At 59.3% G+C, this 25,780-nt stretch carries 14 protein-coding genes, 2 pseudogenes and 1 other annotated feature; of the genes and pseudogenes, 15 read left to right on the top strand and 1 reads right to left on the bottom strand.

What is annotated here, in order from left to right; genetic code table 11:
• Positions 1-159 precede the first annotated feature (159 nt).
• From ABD002_RS19035 to ABD002_RS18980, 12 genes and pseudogenes are all read left to right on the top strand, one after another.
• Positions 160-609: a hypothetical protein gene (locus tag ABD002_RS19035; protein WP_343794090.1), complete on the top strand. Its 450-nt coding sequence runs from the start codon at positions 160-162 to the stop codon at positions 607-609.
• Positions 610-1,624: 1,015 nt separating this feature from the next.
• Complete coding sequence (locus ABD002_RS19030; protein WP_343794088.1) at positions 1,625-7,771, top strand: hypothetical protein; 6,147 nt, start codon at positions 1,625-1,627, stop codon at positions 7,769-7,771.
• Between the two features lie 82 nt (positions 7,772-7,853).
• Entirely contained in the window at positions 7,854-12,239 is a 4,386-nt protein-coding gene (locus tag ABD002_RS19025) for a hypothetical protein (protein ID WP_343794086.1), read from the top strand.
• Between the two features lie 200 nt (positions 12,240-12,439).
• A pseudogene (locus ABD002_RS19020) lies at positions 12,440-12,912 on the top strand (transposase); the annotation flags it as partial.
• Positions 12,718-12,834 (top strand) — a sequence feature (AL1L pseudoknot). (Overlaps the previous pseudogene by 117 nt.)
• A gap of 494 nt (positions 12,913-13,406) precedes the next feature.
• Positions 13,407-14,585 (top strand): efflux RND transporter periplasmic adaptor subunit, encoded by a 1,179-nt coding sequence (locus ABD002_RS19015; protein WP_343794084.1) that lies wholly within the window; start codon positions 13,407-13,409, stop codon positions 14,583-14,585.
• Positions 14,586-14,682: 97 nt separating this feature from the next.
• Positions 14,683-15,185: pseudogene (locus ABD002_RS19010) on the top strand (ABC transporter ATP-binding protein); the annotation flags it as partial.
• A 137-nt stretch (positions 15,186-15,322) separates the two neighbouring features.
• A complete protein-coding gene (locus ABD002_RS19005; protein WP_343794082.1) occupies positions 15,323-16,129 on the top strand; it encodes a 4'-phosphopantetheinyl transferase family protein in 807 nt (268 codons plus the stop codon).
• Between the two features lie 455 nt (positions 16,130-16,584).
• On the top strand, positions 16,585-17,094 hold the full coding sequence (locus ABD002_RS19000) for an IS30 family transposase (RefSeq protein ID WP_343794080.1): 510 nt from the start codon (positions 16,585-16,587) through the stop codon (positions 17,092-17,094).
• A 265-nt stretch (positions 17,095-17,359) separates the two neighbouring features.
• Positions 17,360-18,649: a cation:proton antiporter domain-containing protein gene (locus ABD002_RS18995; RefSeq protein WP_343794078.1), complete on the top strand. Its 1,290-nt coding sequence runs from the start codon at positions 17,360-17,362 to the stop codon at positions 18,647-18,649.
• 333 nt (positions 18,650-18,982) lie between these two features.
• Positions 18,983-21,460, top strand: a complete 2,478-nt coding sequence (locus tag ABD002_RS18990) for a non-ribosomal peptide synthetase (RefSeq protein WP_343794076.1) — start codon at positions 18,983-18,985, stop codon at positions 21,458-21,460.
• Positions 21,450-23,192, top strand: a complete 1,743-nt coding sequence (locus ABD002_RS18985; protein WP_343794074.1) for an NAD(P)/FAD-dependent oxidoreductase — start codon at positions 21,450-21,452, stop codon at positions 23,190-23,192. Before ABD002_RS18990 ends, ABD002_RS18985 begins: the two co-directional genes overlap by 11 nt.
• Before the next feature lie 377 nt (positions 23,193-23,569).
• A complete protein-coding gene (locus tag ABD002_RS18980; protein ID WP_343794072.1) occupies positions 23,570-24,439 on the top strand; it encodes a sulfotransferase family protein in 870 nt (289 codons plus the stop codon).
• A 94-nt stretch (positions 24,440-24,533) separates the two neighbouring features.
• Here the strand turns inward: ABD002_RS18980 and ABD002_RS18975 are convergent, their stop codons facing one another.
• The gene (locus ABD002_RS18975; RefSeq protein WP_343794252.1) at positions 24,534-24,845 is read right to left on the bottom strand and encodes a hypothetical protein; all 312 of its coding nucleotides are present in this window, start codon (positions 24,843-24,845) and stop codon (positions 24,534-24,536) included.
• A 38-nt stretch (positions 24,846-24,883) separates the two neighbouring features.
• Here ABD002_RS18975 and ABD002_RS19775 point away from each other — a divergent pair, with 38 nt between their 5' ends.
• The 3 genes from ABD002_RS19775 to ABD002_RS18960 form a co-directional block, all read left to right on the top strand.
• Positions 24,884-25,117, top strand: a complete 234-nt coding sequence (locus tag ABD002_RS19775) for a hypothetical protein (RefSeq protein WP_379989289.1) — start codon at positions 24,884-24,886, stop codon at positions 25,115-25,117.
• A gap of 187 nt (positions 25,118-25,304) precedes the next feature.
• Positions 25,305-25,535 carry a hypothetical protein gene (locus ABD002_RS18965; RefSeq protein WP_343794070.1) on the top strand — a complete coding sequence of 77 codons (231 nt, stop codon included), beginning with the start codon at positions 25,305-25,307 and terminating at the stop codon, positions 25,533-25,535.
• A gap of 32 nt (positions 25,536-25,567) precedes the next feature.
• On the top strand, positions 25,568-25,780 hold a 213-nt coding region (locus ABD002_RS18960), incomplete at its 3' end, for a phosphopantetheine-binding protein (protein ID WP_343794068.1).

Below are 25,780 nucleotides of genomic sequence, written 5' to 3'. Positions count from 1 at the left end.
AAAACTACGTCTCGGCCCCTCGGGAACGACGTTGGCGAAGTCCAACGCAAAGCCAATCTGAAGCCCCGTCGCCTGAAGAACCCGGCGTTCTGCCATGTCTGTGCAGAAATCCGGGGCGCCAGGGCCTTCACTGAAGATAGCGCGCTAGCAGAGGCCGCCGTGGATCTCGATTTGCAACCGCATGCGCAAGCGGCAGTAGACGCTATAGCTAATGAATACGGGATCAAAGTCACCTTTACCAGCGGACGTCGGACGGTGACGCGTCAGGCCGCGGCGATGGCACCTCACGTCGTGAAAGACCGGCAGTGGATCGCCAAGACGTACACAGATGTGCCTACACGGACCGAGCTACAGGACTGGGTTGATGCGCATCCGGAGGCGCAGACGGCGGCGGAGATTGCAGCGGGGCTCGAGGCGATCATCGCCGGCTGGGATGCTACGAAGCAACGTCATTTGTCTTGGCACATCACCGGGGATGCGTTCGATATGGCGCCGGTCGCGGATCCGAGCGAATCCACGATGAGGAAGTTTCTGAGCGGGCTGCCTAACTTTTACAAGTTCCTAACCAAGGAAGGCGGAGACATAGTCTGGCACGCGCAGTTCGCGTGAACTTAAGACTGGATTAGGGGTGGCTTTTTCCGAGTCCTCGGCGGGCACCTGACATGAAGAGATCTCGAATTCTCTGGGCTAATGATCATCGAGAGGGCGTTGCATGACTCTCAAGGGGAGATTCTTGGGCGGAGACAGCGAAAAACTGGATTTCCTTTCCGAGCGCCTCCGGCTCGCAAAGCCCATTCGGATTCCCGTTGGGATTACGCGCCGCGCGTTCGTTTGGGGACTCGGCACCACTGCCGCCGCTCTGCCGACCGCCGCGGTCGCGATACGGGTTCTCGACTTCGTGGGATCGAGCGTGCCAAGAGCATGGCTGTCAGGAGGAGTGTTTCGCCTACAGTACCGTCGATTTATGTGGCAGTTTGAAACCGCTCTCTTCGGTCCTCGCGCCCACGTCCGACTGCGGCAGCGCCGAACGGAGACCTCGGTGAGATTGTCGCTCGCGACGTTGCCCGGTACCGATCTAAGAGTCGACTTCCTGATGACGATCGGTCTCCGACGCGGTCAGTGGACGTGTCGGATCGAGGTGCCGTGGCTCGAGTTTTCGGCGCAGCAATCGCTGGATGATTGGTTCACTGGTACGCCGCTGACTGGCGCGTCCCGAGCGTTTCGCTGCGCCGTTGGAACAGGCTTCCTCCAGTCCGGGCCTGGTTGGCTGGCGATCAAACCCGAGTCGGGCTTGTCTCTCGAGTTCCGGTCCCGAGTCTTGATGGACGGCCAGATCAAGGCTGGAGGATCCGGAATTGCGCTGGCCGTTAGACCTCCTGAGACGGCTGGGTTGTCTGCCTTGATGTCGAGTGCATACGCTACGGACTTTCGAATCCTCGAGCCCGCAATGCGTTCGAGGGTATATGCCTGCGCGGGCCTGGGCGCGACCGTCGCCGTACGACCTCTGCGGAGCGAGTCCGTTGAGGGGGATTTCGCTGGGGATAGAGGCGGAAGATCGCAGCGTTCGCTCCTTGTGGGCCCAACGGACGTCGACGTCATCCACGAGGGCGACGTCGATACCAAGTTGCGACTCGACCGCGCGGCCTGCCTGATCGAGCGAGATTCGGTCGCGGTCAGCGGAAATGTCACTGAGAGCCCGTTCCGCGTCGCATTGCTAGGTTGCGTCGCCCAGGTGCGCGGCAGCGCCGACACTCCGCAGTTCCGGGCGGTGTTCCGCTCCGGCGGGGCGAATGCATTCCAAGCGACGCTCAAGGTGGAGAGTGTGCATCTTCCGCTCCTCGACGGCGACGAGGTCATCCTGCATGCCGACAGAAAGGAGGCCACGCTTTCAGTCGATCAGAAGTCGGGACGTCCGAACACCAACCTTCTGATCGAAGGAATGGATACATCCGCCGTTCGACTGGACGACACGCGCATCGAGCTCAGTCGAGGTCGCGACCTGCTCGACCTGACCTTCCAGTTCAAGGGATTCGAGCTCAAGAAGGACCAGAAAGGTTATTTCTATCTGCGACGCATTCGAAACGGGAAGTTTTGCGAGCCGGCGACAATCTCGCTACTTCTGCCGCCCCAGCACATCACGGAATCCGTGACGCCGTTCGACGGCGGCACCTGCCCCGTTCCCGTCGAGGAGAAGACGAAGGTCGCGGAATCGTCCCGCATCGTGTTCAAGCTTCCGCAGGAACGTGCGCGGAATGCGATATGGCGGGAGGTGCCTCTCACGATTGAGGCGTTGACCGATTGGTCCGCCCTGAAGGGCAGTCTTTCGGTAGCCAAGCGCGCGACCGCCGGCGACGACCTGGCTTCACAGCTTGAGAAGATGGAGCTGGATTCCATTGTGCCCTCCGCAGACCTAGGGACCGTCCTGGATCAGATTGGCAAAGCGCTTTATCCTCCGCGTGACGATGAGACGTCGCTCCAGCTTGCTGATCTTTTCCTGTCGCCTGGGCCAGATACCGAATTCGAGTTTCCCGACAGCGCACAGTCTGGATTGGCCCAACTCTTCAGCATCAGGATCGGACGCGAAAGCGATCCCCGCCTTCGGGCCATCTGGTCGAAACTGCTGACGCCTGGAGCAATACCGGCCGAAACGCCTGACGAGGGCATCAAGCGACACTGGGGAATAGTCGCCCAGACGTCCGTTGGGGGGCTTCCCGCACTACGCCGCGGAATTCCTACCGATCAGTCCACCGACATCGATGACGAATTCGCCAAGGTCCCGCGTGGCTCAATCGTAAGGCCGGCTGTGGTCTATCCGTATCTACTGGAGGTCGACCGACTTCTGGAGAGCCACAAGCCCAACCCGTCGACACCTGCGCCGCCGGAATCCGGCATCGCCCTCACGACCACCTTCGACTACGCGGACATCGAGCTGACCGCCTTCGGCGCCACCGCACGGATGGAGTGGAAGGGCAGCCCCCCCATCTACGAGCCGACCTCCGCCTTGCAGTTCAAGCCGCCCCGCCTCGGCGGGACTGCCTCGGTCGCAGGGACATCGCTGGAGCGCCTATTCTTCTCGGAGTTCCTCGGACAGGACGAGACGATCATCGCCGCGGACAAGGGGTTCCTTCTGCCGATAGGATTCCGCGCGACCCTACTCACGACGCAGAAGCGCGGATACCTGCCAGATCCGAATCGGCCCGGCTATCTGGTCGCTGCGAACGTGCTGACTCGGCGAATCATCACTCGTCGGCCGGTCAAGGCCTTTCCCGCCCTCAATCAGCCCGACGCGGGGCGCGATTGGCCCGCGTCGAGCGCGACACTGCTGACCGATGCCACCCCGATCTTGATCGCGCCGGAGGACTTTTCCGACGACCTGCTGAAACTGACGAAGAAGTACAAGCTTGCTGCCTCAACGATCTTCTGGCCGCGCATGAAGATCAACGCGAAGGAGGTAAGGGACGTCGAGTGGAAGGTGCAGATCGAAGATGACTCGACACCGATGACGGCGAAGATGATCTTCCTCGACAACAGCGTGGTCGGCATCGACGACATCGTGCGGGCGACAGCTGAAATCTATAACCGTGATGCGCTTACAGTCAGTGTTGCGAAGCCGGACTGGCCAATCGCTAATACCGCACGGTTATACGGAGCTCGGCGCCGCTACGCTGATCCGAGCCCCGACGCGGACACTAGCTTCGACACCGACAGGTGGCTCCTTACCGCTCGTGGACGTTCGCTTGGTGGCGAACAGTCTTTCATCATGGATGCGCGCATGAACGGCGCGGACCAGCCGCCGTTCTATCCGAGCGTGCGCCGGACAAGGATTTCGGTTCAGAGCGTCGACCGTCTTTCCGGTGCACCGCAGGGCTTAATCGAATGCATGCCCGACAGCGTGTTCGTGCAGGACGGCTTTACTGGGCTGAAGCAGGACCCAGAGATATTCCTCGACGTCATTAGCCCCAAGATAGCGTTCAGTCTCGTCGGCGCGGGTGAGATGACGGTGGGTGTCGCGCAGCCAAAGTCCTTCGTCGCCGCTTTGAGCCGACGCAGCGGCGTCGTGGGGGGAAAGGAGAGCGGCTCGCCGGCGGGCATGAGCCGCTCGATCGATAGCGGTTCCACCGAACTTGCCTTCGACTTCGGCAATGCGCGGGCGAACAAGTTCGATGCAAACGAGGCGTTCAACGGATCGTTCTCGATCCTGGGTATCAATCTCATCGGCCTTATCCTGAGCGGTGCGGAGGACACGCTCGAAAATGCACCCAAGCTGGTGGAGCGGTTCTTCTATGGCGTAGATCAGACGACCTCCTCCGCGCTGGACGCGGTCAAGGCTGTCGCCAAGGTTGCGGCAGATGCCGCTGATGCAGCGTTCAAGGACAAGGGCGGCCTCGATCAGGCAATCACCGACCTCGATGGATCTCTTGCGAAGTGGGACCTAACGTTCGAGGCTCTGTATCCCGATTTCTACAAGGCGTATCAGGAGGCCAAGAGAACGGTGCCGCCTTCGCTCCGCGCAGTCGCGACGGCGTCCGGCCTTGAGGCGCTGGCGAACGAGGCGAGCAAGGCGCTCGTCGCCATCAAGCCGTTCGCGTCTTCCGTCGAGACACTGATCGAGAACCCGATTCCGGAGGCGTTCGAAGGTGTCATCGACACGTTCAAGTCCATGTGGGCGATGTTGCAGGGCGGGCTTAGGACAGGGCTCGTGACTTTCCTGGATTCGGTAGCCCAGAAGGTGTTGACTGACCGGATCGTTCCGGCTCTCGCGTTGGCGACGAGCGACGAACTTCTACTTTGGTTCGGGATCTCGATCTCGCCGAACGAACTGACCAGCCTCCTGTTTGACCCTTCCGCCCGCGCCGAGTTGGCGAAGGCTTTCGCGTACGAGCAGATCGCCGTCCCTCTGATCGAGATCGCGTCAGTGCTCAGCGATCTGCTGCAGGCGTTTCGTGGTCGAGTGATGCTCGCCCGGTTGTCGCTGGAGCAACGCTTCGTTGCCCTGGTGAGCGAGGCAGAATTGAGCATCCATGACAGGCTCGATCCGCTCTCGACAGGCGGGATCGCCGACCCAACCCAGCAGCGCGCATTGGGGAAGGAGTTGCTGTCGGTCGTCGAAGCGACGCTCGCATCGGTCCCGCCGCCCAGTTCGACGAACCCTAGTGTGGTGAAAGCCTATCTGACGAGCCTGCGTAAAGGATTTGCCGCCACTGTGAGGGCCGCGGTCAAGGCGAAACTCTCAAGCCATCCAGCATGGTTCGTGGCGATAGCCCCTGACACGGATGCCGCCGTGCTGTCTTCCTTCGTCGCCGCGGCCGAGGCCAAGGTGGTCGGCGCGGCGGCGCAGGCGGTGGCAGATGCCTGCGACGCGGCCCAGGTGTTGGTTGACCAGTATGCGGTGGACGCGAATCGCCAGGTCCAACTTCTCGTCCAGACGATGGTCAACACCCTGGCCGGCGTCGTGGATCTCGCCTCATCGATCGGCGTGTCCCGGGCTGCCGTCGTGCTTTCCAACTGGTGCCAGGACGCCAACGGCGCGATCGCGGTGGCGCTAGCCTTCGGGGACGATCTCCTCGGCGATTCGCTGACAATCACGACCAGCATCAGCGAACTCATAAACGCTGTCACGAGCCTACCGACACCCCCTTCGCCGCCCGCATCGGCTGCCGCCGTGAAGGCGTTCACCGACGCCCGCAAGGAACTGCTGTCCGCCGCCAGTGACCTGGTGACGGCGGTTGCCGACCTCGAGTCGGCCCGGTCGACATTGAGGGGCCTTGGCTCGATGGATGCCTGCGCTGCGTCGGCGTCGCTCGTCAGATCCGTCGACCTGGCGATCCGCTCGCGGGTCGCGGCGCTGCCGGCGTTGCTCGCGATCGCGCGTGCTTACGAGAAAATGACGGCCGCACCGCTTACCATGAGCGGCGCTCACCGCCTGACGGTGAACGGGGTGGGCGCTCTGATCGGGAAGCTGATCGGCGATCTGACCACCGTCGCCAAGGTGGGCGTGACGGGAGACTGGACCAAGGTCTCGACGGCGGCAGCGGACCTGCAGCGCGACCTCAGGCAGTTCGCGGACTATACGGACACGCTGGGCAGGCAGCTCAAAAAGGTGGAGGACGAGGCCGGCGACCTCCGGTCGCGACTGGCCAACGCCGATCCAGCTGCGCTGGTCGCGATCGCCTCGCAGATCGCCACCGATTACGTCGTTAAAGATGGGCGTCTGGCTGCCGTCATGCTGCAGACAGTGATGTTCACCGACGCAACACTGACCAAGCTCGATTCTGCCGTTCTTCCGATCATCAAGGCCGCCGCGGGTGCCCTCGGGGTCTTCGAGCAGGCGGTCGCCGATCCTGCCGGCAAGATCTACGACTTAGTGATCTCGAACAAGATCCTTGCTTACCTGATCAGCGTCGCCGCACCGACAAACCTTAAGGATTCGATCGACGATTTAGGGCGCGAGGCCGGCATTCTCGGATCGGTGGACAACGCCTCAACGTCTGTAGCCGCCATCGCGACGATCGATCCCGTTCTAAAGTCCTGGCGGGCTGGTAAGGTGCCGCTGGTCGTACTGTTCGACCAACTTGTCCATATCGTCGATGTGTTCCTTCAGGGGAACTTCGCCCAGCTTGTCGGAGGCAACGTCAGGAAGCTGGCTAACGATCTCAAGGTTCGGCTCGAGGAGGCGATCAAGCAGTTCGTGCCCACCCGCATTCAGACGGGATACGACTGGACCACGCAACTTGGCACGGGCCCGTTTTTCGCGATCGATCCAGGAACGTCAGAGGACGTCGATAACAAGCATCTGACGCTCTCGTCGCGCGTCACCTACGATTTCATATCCCGGACATCGAGCGCGGAGATGCACGGCCGCCTCCACTCGTTCGCGATCATCCTTCCGCAGATGGCGACGATACACTTCTTTCCGGCGACCTTCAGAGGCGGATCCGCACAGAAGACCTCGTTCGACGTCAAGGTTCGCGACGTGCAAATCGGGCCCTACCTTAAGTTCCTAGACGAACTCAGCGCCTGGATGGCGCCCAGCGGAAGCGGTCTCTACGTCGTGCCGACGCTCGATAGCATCAAAGTAGGCTATCAGTTCGCGAGCGACCTGATCACGATCGGCAACATCGAGTTCATGAACATCGCGATCGACGTGTTCGCCGATCTGCCGTTCGGACCGACCGCGGCCAGGTTCGGATTTAACTTCGCGAGCGAAGAGCGGCCCTTCATCATTGCCTGCGCGCCCTATGGCGGCGGGGGTTACGTCAAGCTCGAGATGGAAGCTGGCGGCTCGAAGAAGAATCTCGCCGTCTCGTTTTTCTTCGGTGCAGCGGTCGCCTTCGATTTCGGAATTCTTGCTGGATACGGGCGCGTATCCGCCGGGTTCGCATTGATCGACACGAAAGGCGGCCTGACGATCCAGGCCATCGTCGAGGCCGTTGGCGAGGGTCACATCGCCTGCTTCTCCTTGTCGATCTTTATTCGGATTGTGCTGGTGCATTCCCCGCACGGCGATCTTGACGGCTCCGCGACCTACAGATTCTCGTTCAAGGTCGGATTCTTCAAGGTGCACTATTCGATGACCGCGCACCGCCACATCTCGGGATCTGGCGATGGTGACGCGCAGCAGCAGCGTCGCCGAGCGCAGGGCACGCCGGCACCGGTCGATGTCATCGCCAGCGATCCGGTCTTCACGATCAACACGGATGCGCCGGTGAAGAGCCGCGCCTGGAAGAAGTATCGTCGGCACATCGCATTGGACCTGATCGATGACAACTAGAAAGCCACTGCCTCCGCTGCCTCCGGTCTTGGTGGATGTCTCGATCCTCGTGGTGCCTCATGGCGTGGCGTCCAATGGAGACATGCTGCTCGGCCTCCAGCTCACGCCGGTTCCGGTGGGGTCCGGCGGTGCGAGCAAATCGAGCACGCTCGACCTGGCAACTTGGCCGGAGAAGATCAGGGCCAGGCTCACCAATCTAATCGTTCACCTTGGCGACGTCACGCCGGACGGCGGGGTTTCGGCAACCGGAAGCTTAGGTCCTGTCTCCACTGCGACCCGCTGGACCGCGCGCGCCGCCGCCGCGGCCGACGATCTCTGGTATGAGACGTTCAAAGACGGTGTCGCAACGGCTCTCCTCACAGCTCTGGAGCAGGACGCAGTTGGCGGCCACTCCTTCTCTGCTCAGTCGGGCATCGCGCCGCTCATCGATTCAGACCGCCTCTCGGCGGAGCTTATGGCTGACTACCGCGAAAGGATAGTAGTTGAGGCCGAGCATGGTTCGATGGCAGCGAAGCAGCAAGCAGTTCAGCAGGCCCGCCTACGCAAGTGGTCCCCTCCGGGATCTGCACGCGATCAGGTGGGTGCCACAATCGAGGGGCAGGAACACAGGGAGAAGCTCGGAAGGTGGCGTGCTGCGCTCAAGTCATTTAAGGGATCGGCGAATGTAGCCAGCGTCGCGAAGATGGACACAAACCTCGACGACTTCACGATCGCGCGGGCAAGAGCGCGCAACCGCGCTCTTGAGCTGGACGGAAGGGCGGTTGAGGGGCGCGCCGAGTTGCTTGACCATCTGTCGTCCACGTCGCAGACCGACCTGGACGATGTGCTCGAGGAACTGGCGATAGCGACGAATGTCATCGCCCAAGGTCTCCGGACGCAGAGCTCCCCTACTTCGGAGGATACGGCGCGCCGCAAGCTATCCAGCATCATTACCTCGCCCGCGATCGCCACCTTTCTTGGTGTGAACGCCGAACTCCGCGTACCGAGGAAGCTTTGGGAGGCGAAGGTTGGTCCCCTAAAGGCCGTGTCGTACGGCGCGGTGGCGGTATCGTTCGACGCTAGCCCGCCCACAGGGCAGGGTTGGACCGCGTTCGTCCATGGCGGCGAAGGTGGGCCGAGTTTCTTCGGACCCTGCGACGAGCATGAAGCGCTTGCCCGCGGTCCCACGACAGACGCCGCCATTGTCGGCGGTGTTCTAAGGCTGCGTGCCAACAAGGGTAGCGAGCTGCGTTACAAGCTGGATATCACCGACACCGTCTCTTCGACGAAGCGGCGCATGGATTTCGCGCGCTCGACTCTCGCCTCCTTAAGGGGGGGCGAGGCGCCCGCGGGCAACGAGCCGAATCCTGTTGGACGGGGCCTCACTCTCATCGATACCGGCATGCATGCGATGATGAAGGAATCCGGTGCGCGCCTACGAAAGCTGCAGGAAGACCCCCAACACCATGTGAATTTCGCCGCTGATCTGCTCCGCGGCTATGGTGTCATGTTCGCAATTCCAAAGCAGCAGGCACCAAGCCTGAAGTCCCGCGCGGCCGAGTGGCGGACCGCCGTCGCTCGAAGCGTGTCGTTCCGCTCGCGTGGGCAGGTGGATGAGGACTTCGTGGTTGAGTGCGTCTCACCCGAGCGGGAATTTGGCCTGGTCGATTCCATCCCGGTCGAACAGGTTACGGCTGATGCGAGCGGCAACAGCCAATCTGCGGCCGTCACTGCGCAGGAAATTTTTTCCTGGCACGGCGGCAGTCTCTCGCTCGCCTTGCCCACAGAGTCCACGACGACGGATGTCACGATTAAGGTGCGTGAGGACCTTGCCGTTCCGCGGACCTATCATCTCCCGGACATGCCGGGCTCCGGCGGCTTCGACTACCGGCCTCCACCGTTGCGAGACGGCTACGGATATCTGGTCGGGCTCACGGCATCCTATGTCGGTGGCTGGACGCTAGGCGTTGCGGCGGCGACCGCCGCCCATGCTGAGGACAGGTACGGCCACGTACTCGGCGATCCGGCTGGGAAGCCATTCGCGTTCAGGCGCCCCGACAAAATCCCCGCACCCCTCCTGCTGCTTCCGCACGACAGTCGAATGGTCACAGTCCGCTCGGAACCGGACCTGCTAGGGGAATCCCTCCAGACGCTCGTCGTGAGGACGGGCGATACGAAGACCTCGACATCGCAGAGGTTCTTCTATCCCCATGCTGTCGATTTCGATCGTGCGGAGCAGCAAGATCAGTTTCGAGGAGTGCAAGACGATGAGCCGCCTGGCGCGTTCCGATCGCACGTCGGCGTCCTTTGGCGCAAGGGCGGAGGAAGCTTTCCGCTCGCGATGAAAGGTGGAATCTCCACCTCTCCAAAGGCGAACGAAGCGAACAGTCGGGGACAGGTCCTTCAGTTCGACGAAGCAACGAAGCAGAAGCGGGAATATCATCCTGACGGGCACTCACAGTATCTTCGACTTCATCTGGCCGCACAGACGCCGTCCAACGTCGCGCCGCCGAAGATGAAGTTGCCAGTGGGCTTCTGGAAGGAGGGCAAGCGTCCACGCGATGCGATGCCTGTGCTGCTCGAAGTGCGCCGAACGGAATCGAACCTAAGGAAGCCGCGCATCGAGATCGGATACGAAAACGCGATCGTGGGCGGCGTCGATGTTCGCAAGATCGTTATTTCGATGCAGCCTGCCACCAGCCTGGCCGCCCTCGCGGTGGCCGAGCCCAGCCCCGAGGTCATCGTACGAAATCACGTTGTTGGGGAGGAGCTAACCAGACACGCGCTGAGGCTAAGTGGCACGAGCGGCGATCCGGACAAAATTGCGGCGATATTGCTGGCGGCCTTGCTCGAGAATCAGGTCGTCTCGACCTTAAACGGCGCGCAGGCGATCACGCTGGTGCATGCCCAGCAGCGGCCCGGTGCTCCCGCTTTCGTCGATCCTAGTGATCCAGGAGCGATAACACCTTTGCTAACCACCGTCGCGGCGGACTCGTCCAACAGTCCTGACCGGAAATGGTCGGATGTCGTCACCGATCGCTGGAAGCGACATGGGGCCGGCTATGCTGCTTGGGAAAGCGAGGAAGGGGGCGCGACGTGCTTCTTCGTGGGCTGTGTGAACATCGACCCGGCAGCCACGGAAAAGCTTCGATGCGAGGCCGGATGGTTGGAGCACGGTCCTGAATATCTTAAGAGGGACCAGGATCGGCGATATCGTTACATCGCCGGGTCCGGGCACGCGCAACTGTTCAACGTCGCGGACATCGACAGCGCGACGACAGCAACGCGGCTGGACCTGCTGCGCGATCCGCTGAATCCGAGGAGGCTCGCGCACGCGTTCCCGGATGGGCGTGCGAGAAGGTTGTCCGCTACCCTCATCGCGACCTCACGCTTCGTGAATTTCTTCCGCAACGGCGCTGATTGCGAAAGCAGATCACAGCCACGCGACATTTGGCAGCCGTGCACATTCCGTCCTCCGGCTCCGACGATCGCGAACGTCAAGTTCATGTTGAAAGAGGATCGTCGGTGCGATGGGCGTGGGCGCTACTCGTTCACGCGAACGAGCAATATCCGGCTTGAACTGGGCAAGGACGTCTTCGCGTCTGGTGAGGGCGAGGCTCTGGGGGTCCTCTTCAGGAAGGATGGAACAGATCCATGCGACCTTTTCACGCCAGCACTTGAGCCATACGCTGACGGCTTTACATTGCAGGGACGCAATCAGCTGCATCAGTCTCCAACGCGAGGAAATCTGCCACCTGATCGCTTTCGCAGCGGTGACGAGTGGGCTACCGGCCTGCTGAAGGCTGACAGGCCGAGCGGCGAACCGGGAGATGCCGGAGACTCCGGCGTCCTCGTTAACATTCGCCCACATGTACCTGTCCTCGATGAGAAGCGAGGCTTCTATTGCGACATCGTGCTCGATCCACAGAACGCAGCGCAGCGTGCGTCCGACCTAGCGTCCGGAGCGCCATACATGCCCTTCGTGCATCTTGGTCTAGCTCGGTACCAAAAGCATAGCGTCGCGGGGCTCGAGCTATCACACGCCGTCGGTCGGGATCTCTGGCTAATGCCCTGGCGCCATGGGTCGATCGAATTCTCCGATCAGCACAACTTCGTAATCCGGGTCGAGGGGCCCATGATTGATGAGGATCCCGAGACAGGTCCGCTGTTGGAAATATCTGTAGTTCACAACGAAGCTGCAGGAAGCGGCACTTATCTCTGGGTCCCAGCTCGAGGAAAAGCAGATGAAATCTATAAAGCTTCGCTCGCCCCGAGCGCAAACGCTGGCAGAGCAATCTGGGAATGGACGGGCCGGCTTCCCCATGCGCGTCTAATGCGCAACTACGGTATAAGGTTTCGCGAGCGCGCGCGGATACGCGACGACGTCACGAAGAAAGTTCTGGAGCGTCGCTGGGTGTTAAACACGACCATCGATCTATGGTCAGCTCGTTCGCATTTACCGGTCGAACTTGTATCACCGCTTCGGTAGTGACGTAGAACTAGATTCCGCTGGCGCGTCTTTAGTTGCACTGTTTGCAAGACTGATATGGACGCTATCGCTCAATTGGCAACAGTCAGCCGACTACTTGCAGATTGCCATATCGCCTTCATCAACTACTTCGCTACGGGCGAAGGGGTCTGAATCGCCCCGGCTTTCCCGGAGGCTCCCACTCTTGAGAGGATGGAGCCATGAAGACATCAGCGAAGTATTCCGTTGAGGTGCGAGAGCGCGCCGTGCGGATGGTGCAGGAGCATCAGGGTGAGCACGGTTCGCAGTGGGCGGCGATCGAGTCGATTGCCGGGAAGCTGGGTTGCACCGCCGAGACGTTGCGTCGGTGGGTACGGCAGGCCGAACGAGATAACGGCGAGCGCGAAGGACTGAGCACGTCCGAACGCGAGCGGATCAAGGCGCTGGAATGGGAGAACCGGGAACTGCGCCAGGCCAACGAGATTCTGCGCAAGGCGTCGGCGTATTTTGCCCAGGCGGAGCTCGACCGCCGGTTCAAGCCATGACGGCATTCATCGACGATCACCGCGAGGTGTATGGGGTCGAGCCGATCTGCAAGGTGCTGCCGATCGCCCCATCGACGTACTACGTGCATGCAGCGCGGCGGTCCGATCCGGCCAAGGCGCCGAGGCGTGTGCAGCGCGATGAGCGGCTGTCTTGCAGTCCCCCACCAACTCATCGAGCATCGCTTTCGTCAATGCCATTTCTCTGCTCCTCGCGGCCAAGCCGCAGTGTCTCAAGGGGCAGTTACACAGTTCAAATTACAGACTCGCGAAAGACTGGAAAGAGGCCATGAACCAGTTCGCTATCCTCTACGCGGACCGGTTCATCTCAACGAATGCGTAAAATGAAAATCCTTCACTGCCTCGCACACAAAATTCTGACACTCCCGGCTAGGATCGCCTTTTCAATCCCTCTTCAAAGCCCCGCTTTCGGGGCCATGAAGACTCTCAAACGACTTCGCAAACCAAGCGCGCCAATTTTGCAAACCAAGTGCCGCGCTACATCATTGCCTTAAACCAGGTAACCAACCCCCGCCAGCACGGAGCCCAACCCCCAATGCTTCGCGACACCTCGGCCCAGGACCGCCAAATTGCGCCGCAGCGCAACCGCAGCAAACAGATGATATGGATCGGCGCCGGCGTGGCCGTGGCGATAGTCGTAGCACTGTGCGTACCGACCGTCGCGCGCCTGCTGTCGGCGGACTCATTGGCGAGCACGGCACGCCTGCGCATTGCCGAGGTCAAGCGCGGCACGCTGACGCGCGACGTCTCGGTGCAGGGCAAGATCGTCGCCGCCGTCAGTCCCACCGTCTACACGCGCAGTGCCGGCACGGTGACGCTCGACGTGCATGCTGGCGACAAGGTCAAGAAGAACGATGTGCTGGCCGAGATCGACTCGCCGGAACTGACCAACAAGCTGAAGCAGGAGCAGGCAAGCCTGGACAGCCTCGGCCTCGATGTCGAACGCGCCACCATCGACAATCGCAAGGCCCAGGCTGCGTCGCAGATGGCCTACGAGCAGGCCGTGATCGATCGCCAGACCGCCGAGCGCGAAGTCGAGCGCAACCAGAAGGCGTTCACGCTCGGCGCGCAGTCGGAAATGACGGTGCTGCGGGCGAAGGATGCATTGGCGAAGGCGAAGCTGAGCGAGATCAACGCGCAGCACAACACCGTGCTCGATCGCGACAGCCTCGCCTTCGAATTGAAGACCAAGCGGTTCGCGCTGGATCGCCAGAAGCTGCTGGTCGAGGACCTCGCGCGCCAGGTCGACGAGCTGAAACTGCGCTCACCGGTCGACGGCCAGGTCGGCCAGTTGGTCGTGCAGCAGCGCGCGAACGTGGCGCCGAATTCGGCCATCCTCAGTGTCGTCGACCTCAGCGCACTCGAAGTCGAAGTACAGGTGCCGGAAGTGTTCGCGCATGACCTCAGCCCGGGCATGGCTGCGGAAATCATCGACGGCAGCGAGAAATATGCGGGCGAAGTCAGTGCGATCTCACCCGAGGTCGTCAACGGCCAGGTCACCGGCCGCGTGCGCTTCGGCGACAAGAAGCCCGCCGGCCTGCGCCAGAGCCAGCAGCTGACCACGCGCATCCTGATGGACGAGCACCCGAACGTGCTGATCGTCGAGCGCGGTCCCTTCATCGATACCGGTGCCGGTCGCGTCGCCTATGTCGTGCACAACGGCACCGCCGAGCGCACGCCGATCGAGATCGGCGCCACCAGCCTCAACTCGGTCGAGATCGTCAGCGGCGTCAAGGAAGGCGACCGCGTGGTGATCTCCGGCACCGACCAGTTCAACGGCGCGCAGCGCGTGGCGCTTAATTAGGGGAATAGGGAATAGGGAATCGCAAGAGCCAGGCTCCATTCCCCACCCGCCATTCTCGTATCCCCATTCCCATTCCCATTTCAAAGAGGCGAAGCCGATGCTCAAGATGACCCACCTGCAGAAGGTCTACCGGACCCATCTGATCGAAACCTACGCCTTGCGCGACTTTTCGATCCAGGTGCGCGAGGGCGAGTTCGTCGCGGTGACCGGTCCGTCCGGTTCCGGCAAGACGACCTTCCTCAACATTGCCGGCCTGCTCGAGGAGTTCACCGGTGGCCAGTACCAGCTCGATGGCGTCGACGTCGCGTGGATCTCGCCTCGCGCATGAAGCACTACCCGTCGGAACTTTCGGGCGGTCAGCAGCAGCGCGTCGCGATCGCACGTGCGCTGGCCGGTTCGCCACGACTTCTCCTTGCGGATGAGCCCACTGGCAACCTCGATTCGCTGATGGCGCGCGGCGTGCTGGAACTGCTGGAGGAAATCAATCGCCAAGGCACCACGATCGTCATGGTCACGCACGATCCGGAGCTTGCCGCGCGCGCGCACCGCAACGTGCACGTGATCGACGGCCAGGTCACCGACTTCGACGACGAGCCGGCAAGCCTGCACTGGACGATAGTGCGACCACTGCGGCAATGGCCTGAGACGGCGGGAGGAACGACTATGTTCACCTACTATCTGCAACTGGGGATTCGCAAGCGCAAAGGGGAGCGAACGTTGATTGAGAATTGGCAGCAATGAGCCGCTCGGAGACGTGGCGGGAGTCGTCGTCCTACGGTCATTGCGATGGTTCGGGCGGAAGCAAAGTTCTGGATGAGGAGAAGCTGTCGTCGCGGTTGCACGAGTTGACTGCAGGGTTCATCCAGAGCTTGGAGTCGCTGGTAATTCCGAGTCGACCGGAAGTTTCGTTACTCCAATGCCGGTATGACTCATCCGCGTATCGTGATGTTTTGTATACGAAGCTCGGGATCGACTGCCCGGAAGGTGTACGACGCGCGGTCCGCAAGCGGAAGGCGGAGCATCTTGCCGGTCGTTACCTGGGCCAGTTGCTGTTGCGCAGGCACTGCTTGCAGTCGCCCATACCTATCGGCGGTAACCGGCAGCCGTTGTGGCCGGAAGGATGGGTGGGCTCGATCACTCATACGGATAGCGTGGCAATCACCTGTATTGCTGACGCAGGTCAAGTCGGGCTTCTTGGAGTCGACCTTGAACGCTGGCTGTGTGACCAAGTTGCCGAAGAAATTTCAGCAACCTTGATATGCAGCAGCGAGGATCGCGTGTTGCAGGGAGCCTGGCCACGGGCACGGGCGCTGACACTGGCCTTTTCAGCCAAAGAGAGCTTGTTCAAGGCGATCTATCCCGTTGTGGGGTATTACTTCAATTTTGACTGTGTCGAAATTGTCGAGTTGGACTGGGCCGGCGGCATGCTGGCACTGCGCGTCGCAAGAACGTTGTCGGCGTTGGTTGCGAAGGGGGACGTCTTTCACGCTCACTTTTCCGAGCTTCCCGATAACGTCCTCACGCTCTTGGCAAGTGGCAAGTAGAGAGAGTCCCGCGCTATTTGATGCCAGCTAGAGCTGGAAGATTCGGCGTAAGCTATAGAACATGTGGCCGCCGACAGGGTAGATGTCGATGTGCAGGCGAACTTCGCCGCTTCCAGGTGGTCCTCGACGAGCTCGCCGCGGCGACAGGGGGCGTACACGCTGGCCACGAAATGCAGCACTAGGTACGCAAACGGGATGTTGCGGTATTCGGAGTCTCGTGCCGCCCGAGTTGCCTTGGATGTTACGACCACCGCGTCGCCATGGTGCTCCTCGCACCAGTCCTCGAGGTCATCCCAGCTGTCTGGGAACGAGGTGATGCGGTCTGCCGGGCCGGCTCACATTGCAACTGGTTGAAGCAGCTCTGCGAGTGGTAGTTGTGCGCGCAACTGCCGTGAGGGTGCTCGGCCGTTGCCCTTGGTATAGCGCGACAGCAACACGGCGGGCCGGCGCCGACGGTGACTGGGGTTGAATCCATCATTTCCTTCACCGATATACCCGCCCGCGTGTGGGGGATTGGGAGGGCGACGCGATCGTGTGCAGCAGTTCGCATCGTCACTCTGGTCGAGCAAGACCGGCCCGGTGCGATTACGCCGGGTCGAAGCGGTGCCGCCGATCCCACGATGCGAGCGACCGTGCACGCGTTCTATCCCATGTGTGGTCGCGTGCATACGCTCACCTGGGACAATGACAGTGAGTTCGCCGAGCATGCCCTGATCGACATCGCGCTGGAGGCGATCAGCTTCTTTGCCGAGCCGTACTCGGCCTGGCAGTGCGGCTGCAACGAGAATCTTAACGGCCTGCTGCGCCAGTACTTCCCCAAGGGATGCGATCTGGGTGCCTTCACGCCCACACAGATTCATGCAATCGAAGACAGGCTCAACCAGCGACCACGAAAGCGGTTAGGCTTCCGCACACCGCAACATGAATTCGACAAGTCCTTCAAACTCGGTGCACTTCGCAGTTGAATCCGCCGGTGCAGATTGAGCGCGGGCTCTACCAGTGGCGGAAATTTTGCTGTCGCAGGCCATCAACGAGTTGGCGATCAAGGTCGTCGTTCGCAAGATCGACCCGCCCGGACGAAGCATAGGCAGCGGCGATAGTCTCCCAGTTGAGCGACTACCAGGCGAGCGGATCGAGTCGCATTTCCTGTGACTAGGCGTAACCCATTTCTCGTGAGAATTGGTACCCTCGAACATTGGGGTGCTGCGATCAACTGGACTGAGAAAGGTAATGCATTCGATTTCTTTAGTGTTGCAAATTGTAGTGATCTTGGCAGTCGGCAGGGCTCTGGCCGAAGTCATTCGTCGGCTCGGTCAGCCCGTTGTGATTGCCGAAATGTTGACGGGCTTTGTGCTGGGTCCGGCAGCGCTTGGAGAATTGTTTCCGCAGTGGATAGGCGCGGTGTTTCCGGTGAGCGGCATCGGTGGCTTGCAAGCTCTGGGCGAGATTGGGCTGGCACTGTTTATGTTTGTAGTCGGCGCGGAGCTGTGTCTTCCGTCGTCCGCCCCCCGCGGCGCTCGCTTGGCTTCGACGTTGGTGGGAACCTTGTCGATCGCGGTGCCGGCACTGCTCGCGTTGGCGATCGCGCCGCTGCTGTTTTCTTACGCACCTGTCGGGGTCGCTTTCTGGCCCTTCGCGTTGTTCTTCAGCCTAGCGATGGCTACCACGGCGGTCCCAGTCATGGCGCACATGCTGAAAGAGCGGGGGCAAGTAAACTCGGATGCTGGCATGATCTCCCTCTCAGCGGCAACTTTGGGCGATGTGTTCGTTTGGCTGAGCCTGCCTCTGGTCCTCGGGATAGCCAAGGCGAAGACCGATCTCGCCGGCGCGACGGGCACGATCATGGGCCTGCTGGTACTCGTCGCCATAGCGATGCTGCTGGTCAGGCCGCTGGTCGCTACTCGGTGGTCGCGGGCGCCTGCCGGTAAGGTGGGCATGGGCACCATTGGCGCGCTCTTAGCCGGCGCGCTAACGTTCGCCGCGATTACCGACTGGCTCGGACTGCACAGCGTGTTCGGTGCATTGCTATTCGGCTTGTGCCTGCCGCGCGACAAACGTTTGCTCGCTGCGCTGGAGGACGCGATCCTGCCCATATCGGCGCTAGTACTTCTGCCTTGCTTCTTTGCTGTCGCTGGACTCAACACGACCGGCGACGGTTTCCGTGGCGTTGGTCCGGTGCTGATTCTCGTCTTGATGGTCGCAATCATCGGGAAGTTGGCTGGTGGGGCCATGGGCGCGAAGTTAGCGGGGCGGAGCTGGCAGACCGCCGTGTCAGTGGGAGTGCTAATGAACACTCGTGGCATGATGGAGCTCGTTGTCCTCAAGATCGGCTACGATGCTGGGTTGCTCAGCGGCACGCAGTTCTCCATGATCTTCATCATGGCAATTGTGACTACCGCCATGACCAACCCTCTATTGAATCTGATTGATCGATTCCTCCGACAACCGGAACCGATCGGATTGCATGCGGCGAGCGGATCGTCCGATGTTGCGGATACGACCGACATCGAGCCTGCATAGTTCTTGAAGTGCAACATGCTCGAATCCTTCGTCGCTGTCTGCTCGACCGTGCGCAAAGCCTTTGAGCACGCCGTAAAGGTGCGCTTGACGACACCATCTGCATCCTCGCTAAAGGTTGGAGAGGCCGAAAAAGCCATGGCGATTCATACTTGGCGTTCTACTGCGCCGAGCATCACGAGGGGTCTTGATCGTAGGACCCCCAATCAGGTCTACTCCAAGCTACCGATGCCGATGCCTAAGGCGGCCTAACAGCGAAGAGAACTCACCTATCGAACCGGGCTACGCTGTGCAGACGAATGCGCCAGCTATGTCCCGATCGAAACGAGCGACGGCATGAATGACTATTTGCAAATCGACCAAGGGAATTCGGTGGATAATAATCGATCGCTCGACTATTGGTTGGAAAAACTGGGTAGGCTCGGGCACGGTACCACCCAGTTGCCCGCTTGCTTGCCGGTTTCATCTTCAGGCAGTTGCCCGTCGACAACTGCTCTCTACGTAGCGCGACCGGTAGGTTCGCCAGACGCTGTGGCGTTGGCTGCGTACTGCCTCGCTCTCAGCCGACATGGCGGGGGGCAACAAGTTGCAATATTGATTTCCGAAGGGTTTCTACTCTGTGAAGTCGTCGAAACACTTACAGCACGTCACTTTGTCGAAGCTATCGAACGGGAATTGGCTGCGTCACGGTTCAACGCGCCGATGTCAGGCGCCGAAACGAACCACTTACTGATTACCCCGGAGGCGCAGCTCGTAAGATTTTGCCGTATCGGCTTTGCTGTCGGCGCCGCTGAACCCTCTGCCTCACTCCCAATGGTCTTGCATGTAAATGGTACGACCGAGCATGTAGAGCTGCGTCTTGCGTTCGATGCTTCGATCTATCCACTTTTCCTGGCTGAGCAGATTGCCGCCCATACTTGCCGGCTCATCGGGCTGCTTGCCGACAGCCCGGACGCAACGCTTAGTCAACTCGATGCGCTAAGCGCTCACGAGCGACGTCAAGTGCTAGAGACATTCAACGCCGCCTGCACGCCCGACTTTCCGCACGACCTGACGCTGCACGGGCTGGTCGAAGATACAGCACGGCGACGGCCTGAGGCCATTGCAGTCATCTATGAAGACCGCACGCTGAGTTACGCACAGTTGAACGATCAGGGATCACGCATTGCCGCTCACCTGCGATGTGAGCGGGGCGTGCGGCCGGGCGATCGGGTCGGGATCGCGGTCAATCGTTCCGAAAAGATGCTCGCCGGTATCCTCGGGATTCTAAAATGCGGCGCTGCATATGTGCCGATCAATCCGCACCACCCTTGGCAGACAATCCGTTATATGACGGATAACGCAGAGATGTCAGTCGTGGTCGTAGATTCCGACACAATCGCGAGCATGTCAGCGTATGGCGGCGACATGTTCGTGCTGGATGTTGAGTTGGCCAGTCTCGAGCTGGCAGAAAACTACAGCGACTGTGAGGGCGCTAGCAATAACGATGCTTATATCATCTATACGTCCGGTTCTACCGGCAAACCAAAAGGGGTGGTAGTTCAGCACAGAGCGATTGTCAATACTATCCTGTGGCGCAACGCGTACTACGGTTATGACGCGAGCGACGTCACGTTGCAAATGCCGTCGATCGCGTTCGATAGCTCCGTCATTGACATTTTCTGTGCTCTAGCAGTCGGCGGAACGCTGGTCATTCCTCGCGACGAACTGCGGCTGGATGCTGCCCATTTGCGCGATCTCATAAAAAGGCACAGCGTAACTACTTTCATCGCCACTCCAAGCTACTACAAGCTGCTTTGCAGCGAGTTGGGCGGAGTCTCAACATCCTTGCGCGCGATCACTCTTGCGGGGGAAATCGTTACCTCGGATCTGCTTACGATGCACGCTCTCATCCTTCCAGACACGTTGCTGTACAACGAGTACGGGCCAACTGAGAATGCCGTTTGCTCTACCGCCAGCTTGCTTGATCCAACGAGCGCCAGCGTTACAATTGGCTCGCCCATCACCAATGTGCAGGTTTACATCGTCGACGACGAAAATCGACTCTGCGCGCCGGGGATGCCGGGAGAAATCTATCTCGGCGGCGCTGGCTTAGCTCGAGGCTATTTCAATCGTCCCGACCTTACGGCCTTAGCTTTCACCGAGCACCCAATTGCAGAACTGCGACCGCGAGTAGTCTATCGCAGTGGCGATCGAGGATTTTGGCGTCCCGACGGGCAGCTCCAGTTTCTCGGGCGCACAGATGGCCAAGTTAAAATACGCGGCATGCGTGTCGAGATGTCCGAGGTAGAAGAGGCTCTTTTGAGTCATCCGGTGATTTCCAATGCTGTCGTCGTGTGTAAAGAAAACGACGCAAACAATCTGTATCTAGCAGCTTACGTCATCTTTGATGAGCCGTGCGATGTCTCGAAATTGCGCCAACATCTGGCGGCGCTGCTACCCATTTATGCATTGCCAGAAGTTATTGAACGTCTCGACGAATTGCCGCTCACCGCGAATGGAAAGATTGATCGCGTAAAGTTACGCCAGCGCGTCGATAGTGATCCAAGTGTAAGAGAAGAAGTGGGCCCGATATCCACACTTGAAGCGCAGCTCTTATTCATCGCTTCGGATATTTTGAAGCGTAATGCCATCGGCCTCGATGACGATCTCTTCGAAATGGGCGCCCATTCTTTGCGCATAATGGAAATATTCTCCAGAATCCGCGCTGAACTTACTTGCGAGGCGAGCCTGATGGATATATACGCTCGCCGTACCATTCGTGCTCTTGCACGCCATCTGTCCAATCAAAGCGAGCCCAACTTTGGATACTGAGAAGCCGGTATACGATCTGATAATTTGCGGTGGCGGTTTGGCTGGCCTATCGCTCGCCCGTCAACTGGACTTGAATGGGTTTAAGGCATCTATTCTGGTGCTCGAGTTGCTCGTTCGCCCTCTTCCGGAAGCGGGATTCAAGATCGGCGAGTCGACAATTGAGACGGGTGCATATTATTTTTACAATACCCTTCAGCTTCGAGATTATCTCGAAGAACAGCATCTTGAGAAGCTAGGCCTTCGCTACTTCTATTCGAGTAAAGGCGATTTCTCCTCTCGACCGGAATACGGTGTGGCCAAGTTCCTGCCGGCCAAATCGTATCAGCTCGACCGCGGTAAGCTTGAGCACCATCTTCGCGCACTCGTGGAGCAATCAGGAGCTGAGTTACGCGAAAACGTGCAGGTCAAGGACATCGACATCAATGCGGATGGTCCGCATGTAGTGACATACGTAGAGAATGGGGAGACAAGGACGGCGCGCGCGCGCTGGATCGTGGATGCCATGGGACGTCCGCGCTATCTTCAGCGTAAGTTTGGTCTCGGCCTAAAAAGCCCAGGTCAGTTCAACTCCACGTGGTGGCGAGTTCGCGGGAAAGTCAGCGTGGCCGACTTTGTCGACAAGTCCAACACGCGCTGGCATGAACGAGTCCATGACGATCGCTGGCAGTCAACGAATCATATGATGGGCAAAGGTTACTGGGTATGGTTGATCCCATTGGCGCCGGAAAATACAAGCGTCGGGATAGTGACTGACGAGTCGATCCACCCATTCGATTCCTACAACACCTACGAGAAGTCGATAGAGTGGCTTAGGCAGCATGAACCTGTCGTCGCGGACGCGCTCGAAGGTCACGAAGTTATCGACTTTCTGAAGCTGCGCGGTTACAGCTATACATCGAAGCAAGTTTTCTCTGCTGATAGATGGGCCTGCGTTGGCGTTTCCGGGGTATTCGCTGACCCATACTATTCGGTCGGTTCCAACATGATCGGATTCGCAAACGGGTACTTGCAGCGAATGCTGGAGATGGATAGGGCAGGAACGCTTACTACCGAATATGTGGACTTTGCCAATCGCTATTTTCTAGCGTTGAATGACTTCCTAACTGACACTATCCATCGCGGCTATCCCAATCATCATATTGGTCCCATCATGGCGCTGAAGACGATCTGGGATTATTTCGTTGGCTGGACAACGACCGACCCTCAATTTTACCACGAGACCTATCTCGATCCGACCTTATCGAAAGTTATGAGTGGTCTTATTTCCCGAGTGACGGTCGCGCAGGCTCGGGTTCTTGAGCTGTTCGAAGTATGGGGGAAGCGCACCGATACAACCGGCTACACGTTCGAGTTCATCGACTATATCGAAGACTTACCAACCCTGAAGCATCTCCACGTCCGAAATCTATTCCCGAAAACCGAGAATTTTCGTCGGATGTTCGAGAACGTGCGGGGGGCCGTGGACCGGATCGAAGAGTTGGCTCAGGTCATATTCCGCTTGGCGGTAGCAGACGTGCTCCCGGAGAAGCTGCACTTATTTCCGCAGTCGGGCTGGATCAATATTGAAGCGATTTCTCTAACCCCAGATCTCTGGGAAGCAGATGGCCTGTTCTCTCCAAAAACCGAGCCACGCGATCTTGGTCCGCTGACAAACGAAATCGGCAGGCTGTTTGTTGTCAAAATGCGGGGGGAGGAGACGACTTTCAGCCAGTCTGCTGCCAATGCCGCGTGATCGTTTTTGGAGCGCTAAGGCGGGCAATCGAAAGGGCTTCGTTATCTGCGTGATACTACCCTTCTGGCAAGCCGGAGTCCGATCTCTTGATTTGGCGTTGACATCGGAGGTTGCGTCGGTGCCGCTGTCGAGCGCGGCGTTCATCGTCAAGGCCCAAGCCCTGTAAGTCTTAGTTTTAATGTACGACGTTACATCATGAATCGACAGGCGTGCGACTGTTTACAGTGTGCTTTCGGCGCGAGGGTCGCTCGCAGTAGGTCCGCGACAAGAACCTGAAACGTTTCGCACGGCCAATCACACAATCGATTGATGGATCTGAGTTGCTTGTTTGAATGAGTAAAAATAGCGAATTCCCTGCCGGCTAGTGAAGCAATATGATGGCGACTAAATACGCGGCGGAAATAGCACTGTATACGTCTCTTGCATTTCGCAGAATAACGGCGCCACTAAGGGTATTGCCCAAAGTATTTCTGTTGGGCGGGACTAAATGCGGCTCGACGTCTCTAGCTTACATGCTCCGGCAGCATCCAGCTTTTGTTGCGCCTTACGTGAAGGAGTTGATGTATTTGCAAAAGCTTCCAAATTTCGAATCGAACTACGAATATAGCTCTAACCTGGCTTTTTTTTGGGGGCGATATACAAGCGGGCACGCGAAGTTTTCGCCGTTGGGTTATCGGAAATTTTTTCCGCTCTGGACGGAGATGGCGCGCAGAATGGCTAAGTGTGGGAACGCGTTTACCGTAGACTGTGACCCATTTAATTTTTACTGCTCAATTGCTACCGATCGAATCAGCGCTTTGGTTTCTAAGCCGAAATTCATAATCTCTTTGCGAAATCCTATCGACCGTGCATATTCAGACTTTAATATGTATCGAAGTCGCGCTGGCGAGACCCGGAGTTTCGAGCAGGTAATCCAGGCAGAGCGTTCCGGTGAGGAAACGCGATTTAGAAGACGTTTCGTGGCTCAAAGTATCTACGCTCCTCACTTGCGCCGGTGGTTTGATCATTTTCCTCGCGAAAGTTTTCTTGTTATTGATGCAGAAGATCTATTCTCCGACCCACGAAGCACGGCTAGCAAGGTGTTTTCATTTCTTGATCTGCCAGATGTTGATGTAGAGGCGGTGAAAATGAATGCCGGTGATTACAGTGCTCCGCTTTTGGAAGAAGAGCGTGCGCGAATTCGTGAATATCTTCAGCCGCATTTCGTCGATGTCTATGAATTGCTCGGACGGGACATGAGTTGGTAATTCAGTCAGCGGTCCTTATATCCGTTTGAGGTGCGCTCCACGGGCGGGCATGGCTCGCCTGCGCGCGTTGCCCCTTTGAAGAGCGAATCTTGCGCTACACCATCCCCGTTCGCACGACGACTGAATGCCGGGATCGTGCGATCGCGCACAAGAAAACAAAGTCACTGCACTGACGACGGAGATTGCGCGTCTGCGCCAGGCGCAGTTCATGGCGAAGTCCAAATGCATGGATGTAAATGACCCAGTGAAATCCTGCTCCGGTGTAACCTTTGAAGAAGGAGACACCGATGAGTGCGGTGATGGAAGAGGAGATCAAACGATGAACGGCGCGGCGCAAGTCCGCGTTGGTACTGGAGATCATCCAGGGCAAGACGACGGTAGCCGAGGCGATCCGTGCGTTCGACATCGGAGATCGAGGGGTGGGTCGATCAAGGCAAGGCTGGCATGGAGAATGCCCTGCGTGCGAAGCCTGAAGATGTGCGCGAACAGTACGAGCGTCAGCTGAAGGATCTGCAGAAAACGTATAGCGAGACCGTGTTGGAGCTTCGCGCCCGAAGAAATTGGCGTCTCGGTTGGGTAAGGACGAGACCTGATGGTCACGATCCGGCAAGGAGGCGCTGGCAAAAGATTCTGACGCCAGCGCAGCGCCGCGAGGCAGTGAGCTGGCTGAAGGAGTAAAAGTCGGTGCGCGAACGACGCACGTGCCGGGTTGTGAAGCAAACGCGCTCGACCCAACGACGCACGGCGGGTGACCGTCGACGGCACGACGAGAAGGTCGAGATGCGAGTGCTGGCGTTGTCTAGAAAGCATCCTGCGTGGGGCTGCCCGGTGCTGCAGCACTGCGCAATGCTGCTCGATGGACTTCATGAGCGACACGCTGGCGGACGGTCGCGCCTACCGGACGTTCAACGTGCTGGACGACTACGCAAGGGTCGTGATGGTGATCGAGATCGACATCAGCTTGACCGCGAATCGTGTCATGCGCGTACTCGATCGACTTTGCGATCAATGTGGCTCGCCGGACGCCATCCGTAGCGACACATTTGAGTCGCCACGCACGCTCTGCCCATCGATCGCGCCGATGAGCGATTGCTGATGCCATGATCTAGAATCCGGACTTCGTGCTTTTTGAAGGGTCAGACCAGTATGCAAGTTGCCACGAGCCCTTTGTATCAAGCACCACAAGGCGAGATCGAGACGACGCTGGCACGGATCTGGTCCGAGCTGCTCGGCCACGAACGGGTAGGACGCCACGACAACTTCTTCGAGCTGGGCGGGGATTCGCTGCTGGCCGTGCAGCTGATCTCGCGGCTGCGTCAGATGCTAGGGATCGAGGTGGCG

This window comes from Dokdonella soli, from assembly GCF_039523175.1.
Classification (GTDB): Bacteria; Pseudomonadota; Gammaproteobacteria; order Xanthomonadales; family Rhodanobacteraceae; genus Dokdonella_A; species Dokdonella_A soli.
Note: the sequence above shows the minus strand (reverse complement) of the source record. Positions and strands in the feature narration are given on the sequence as shown.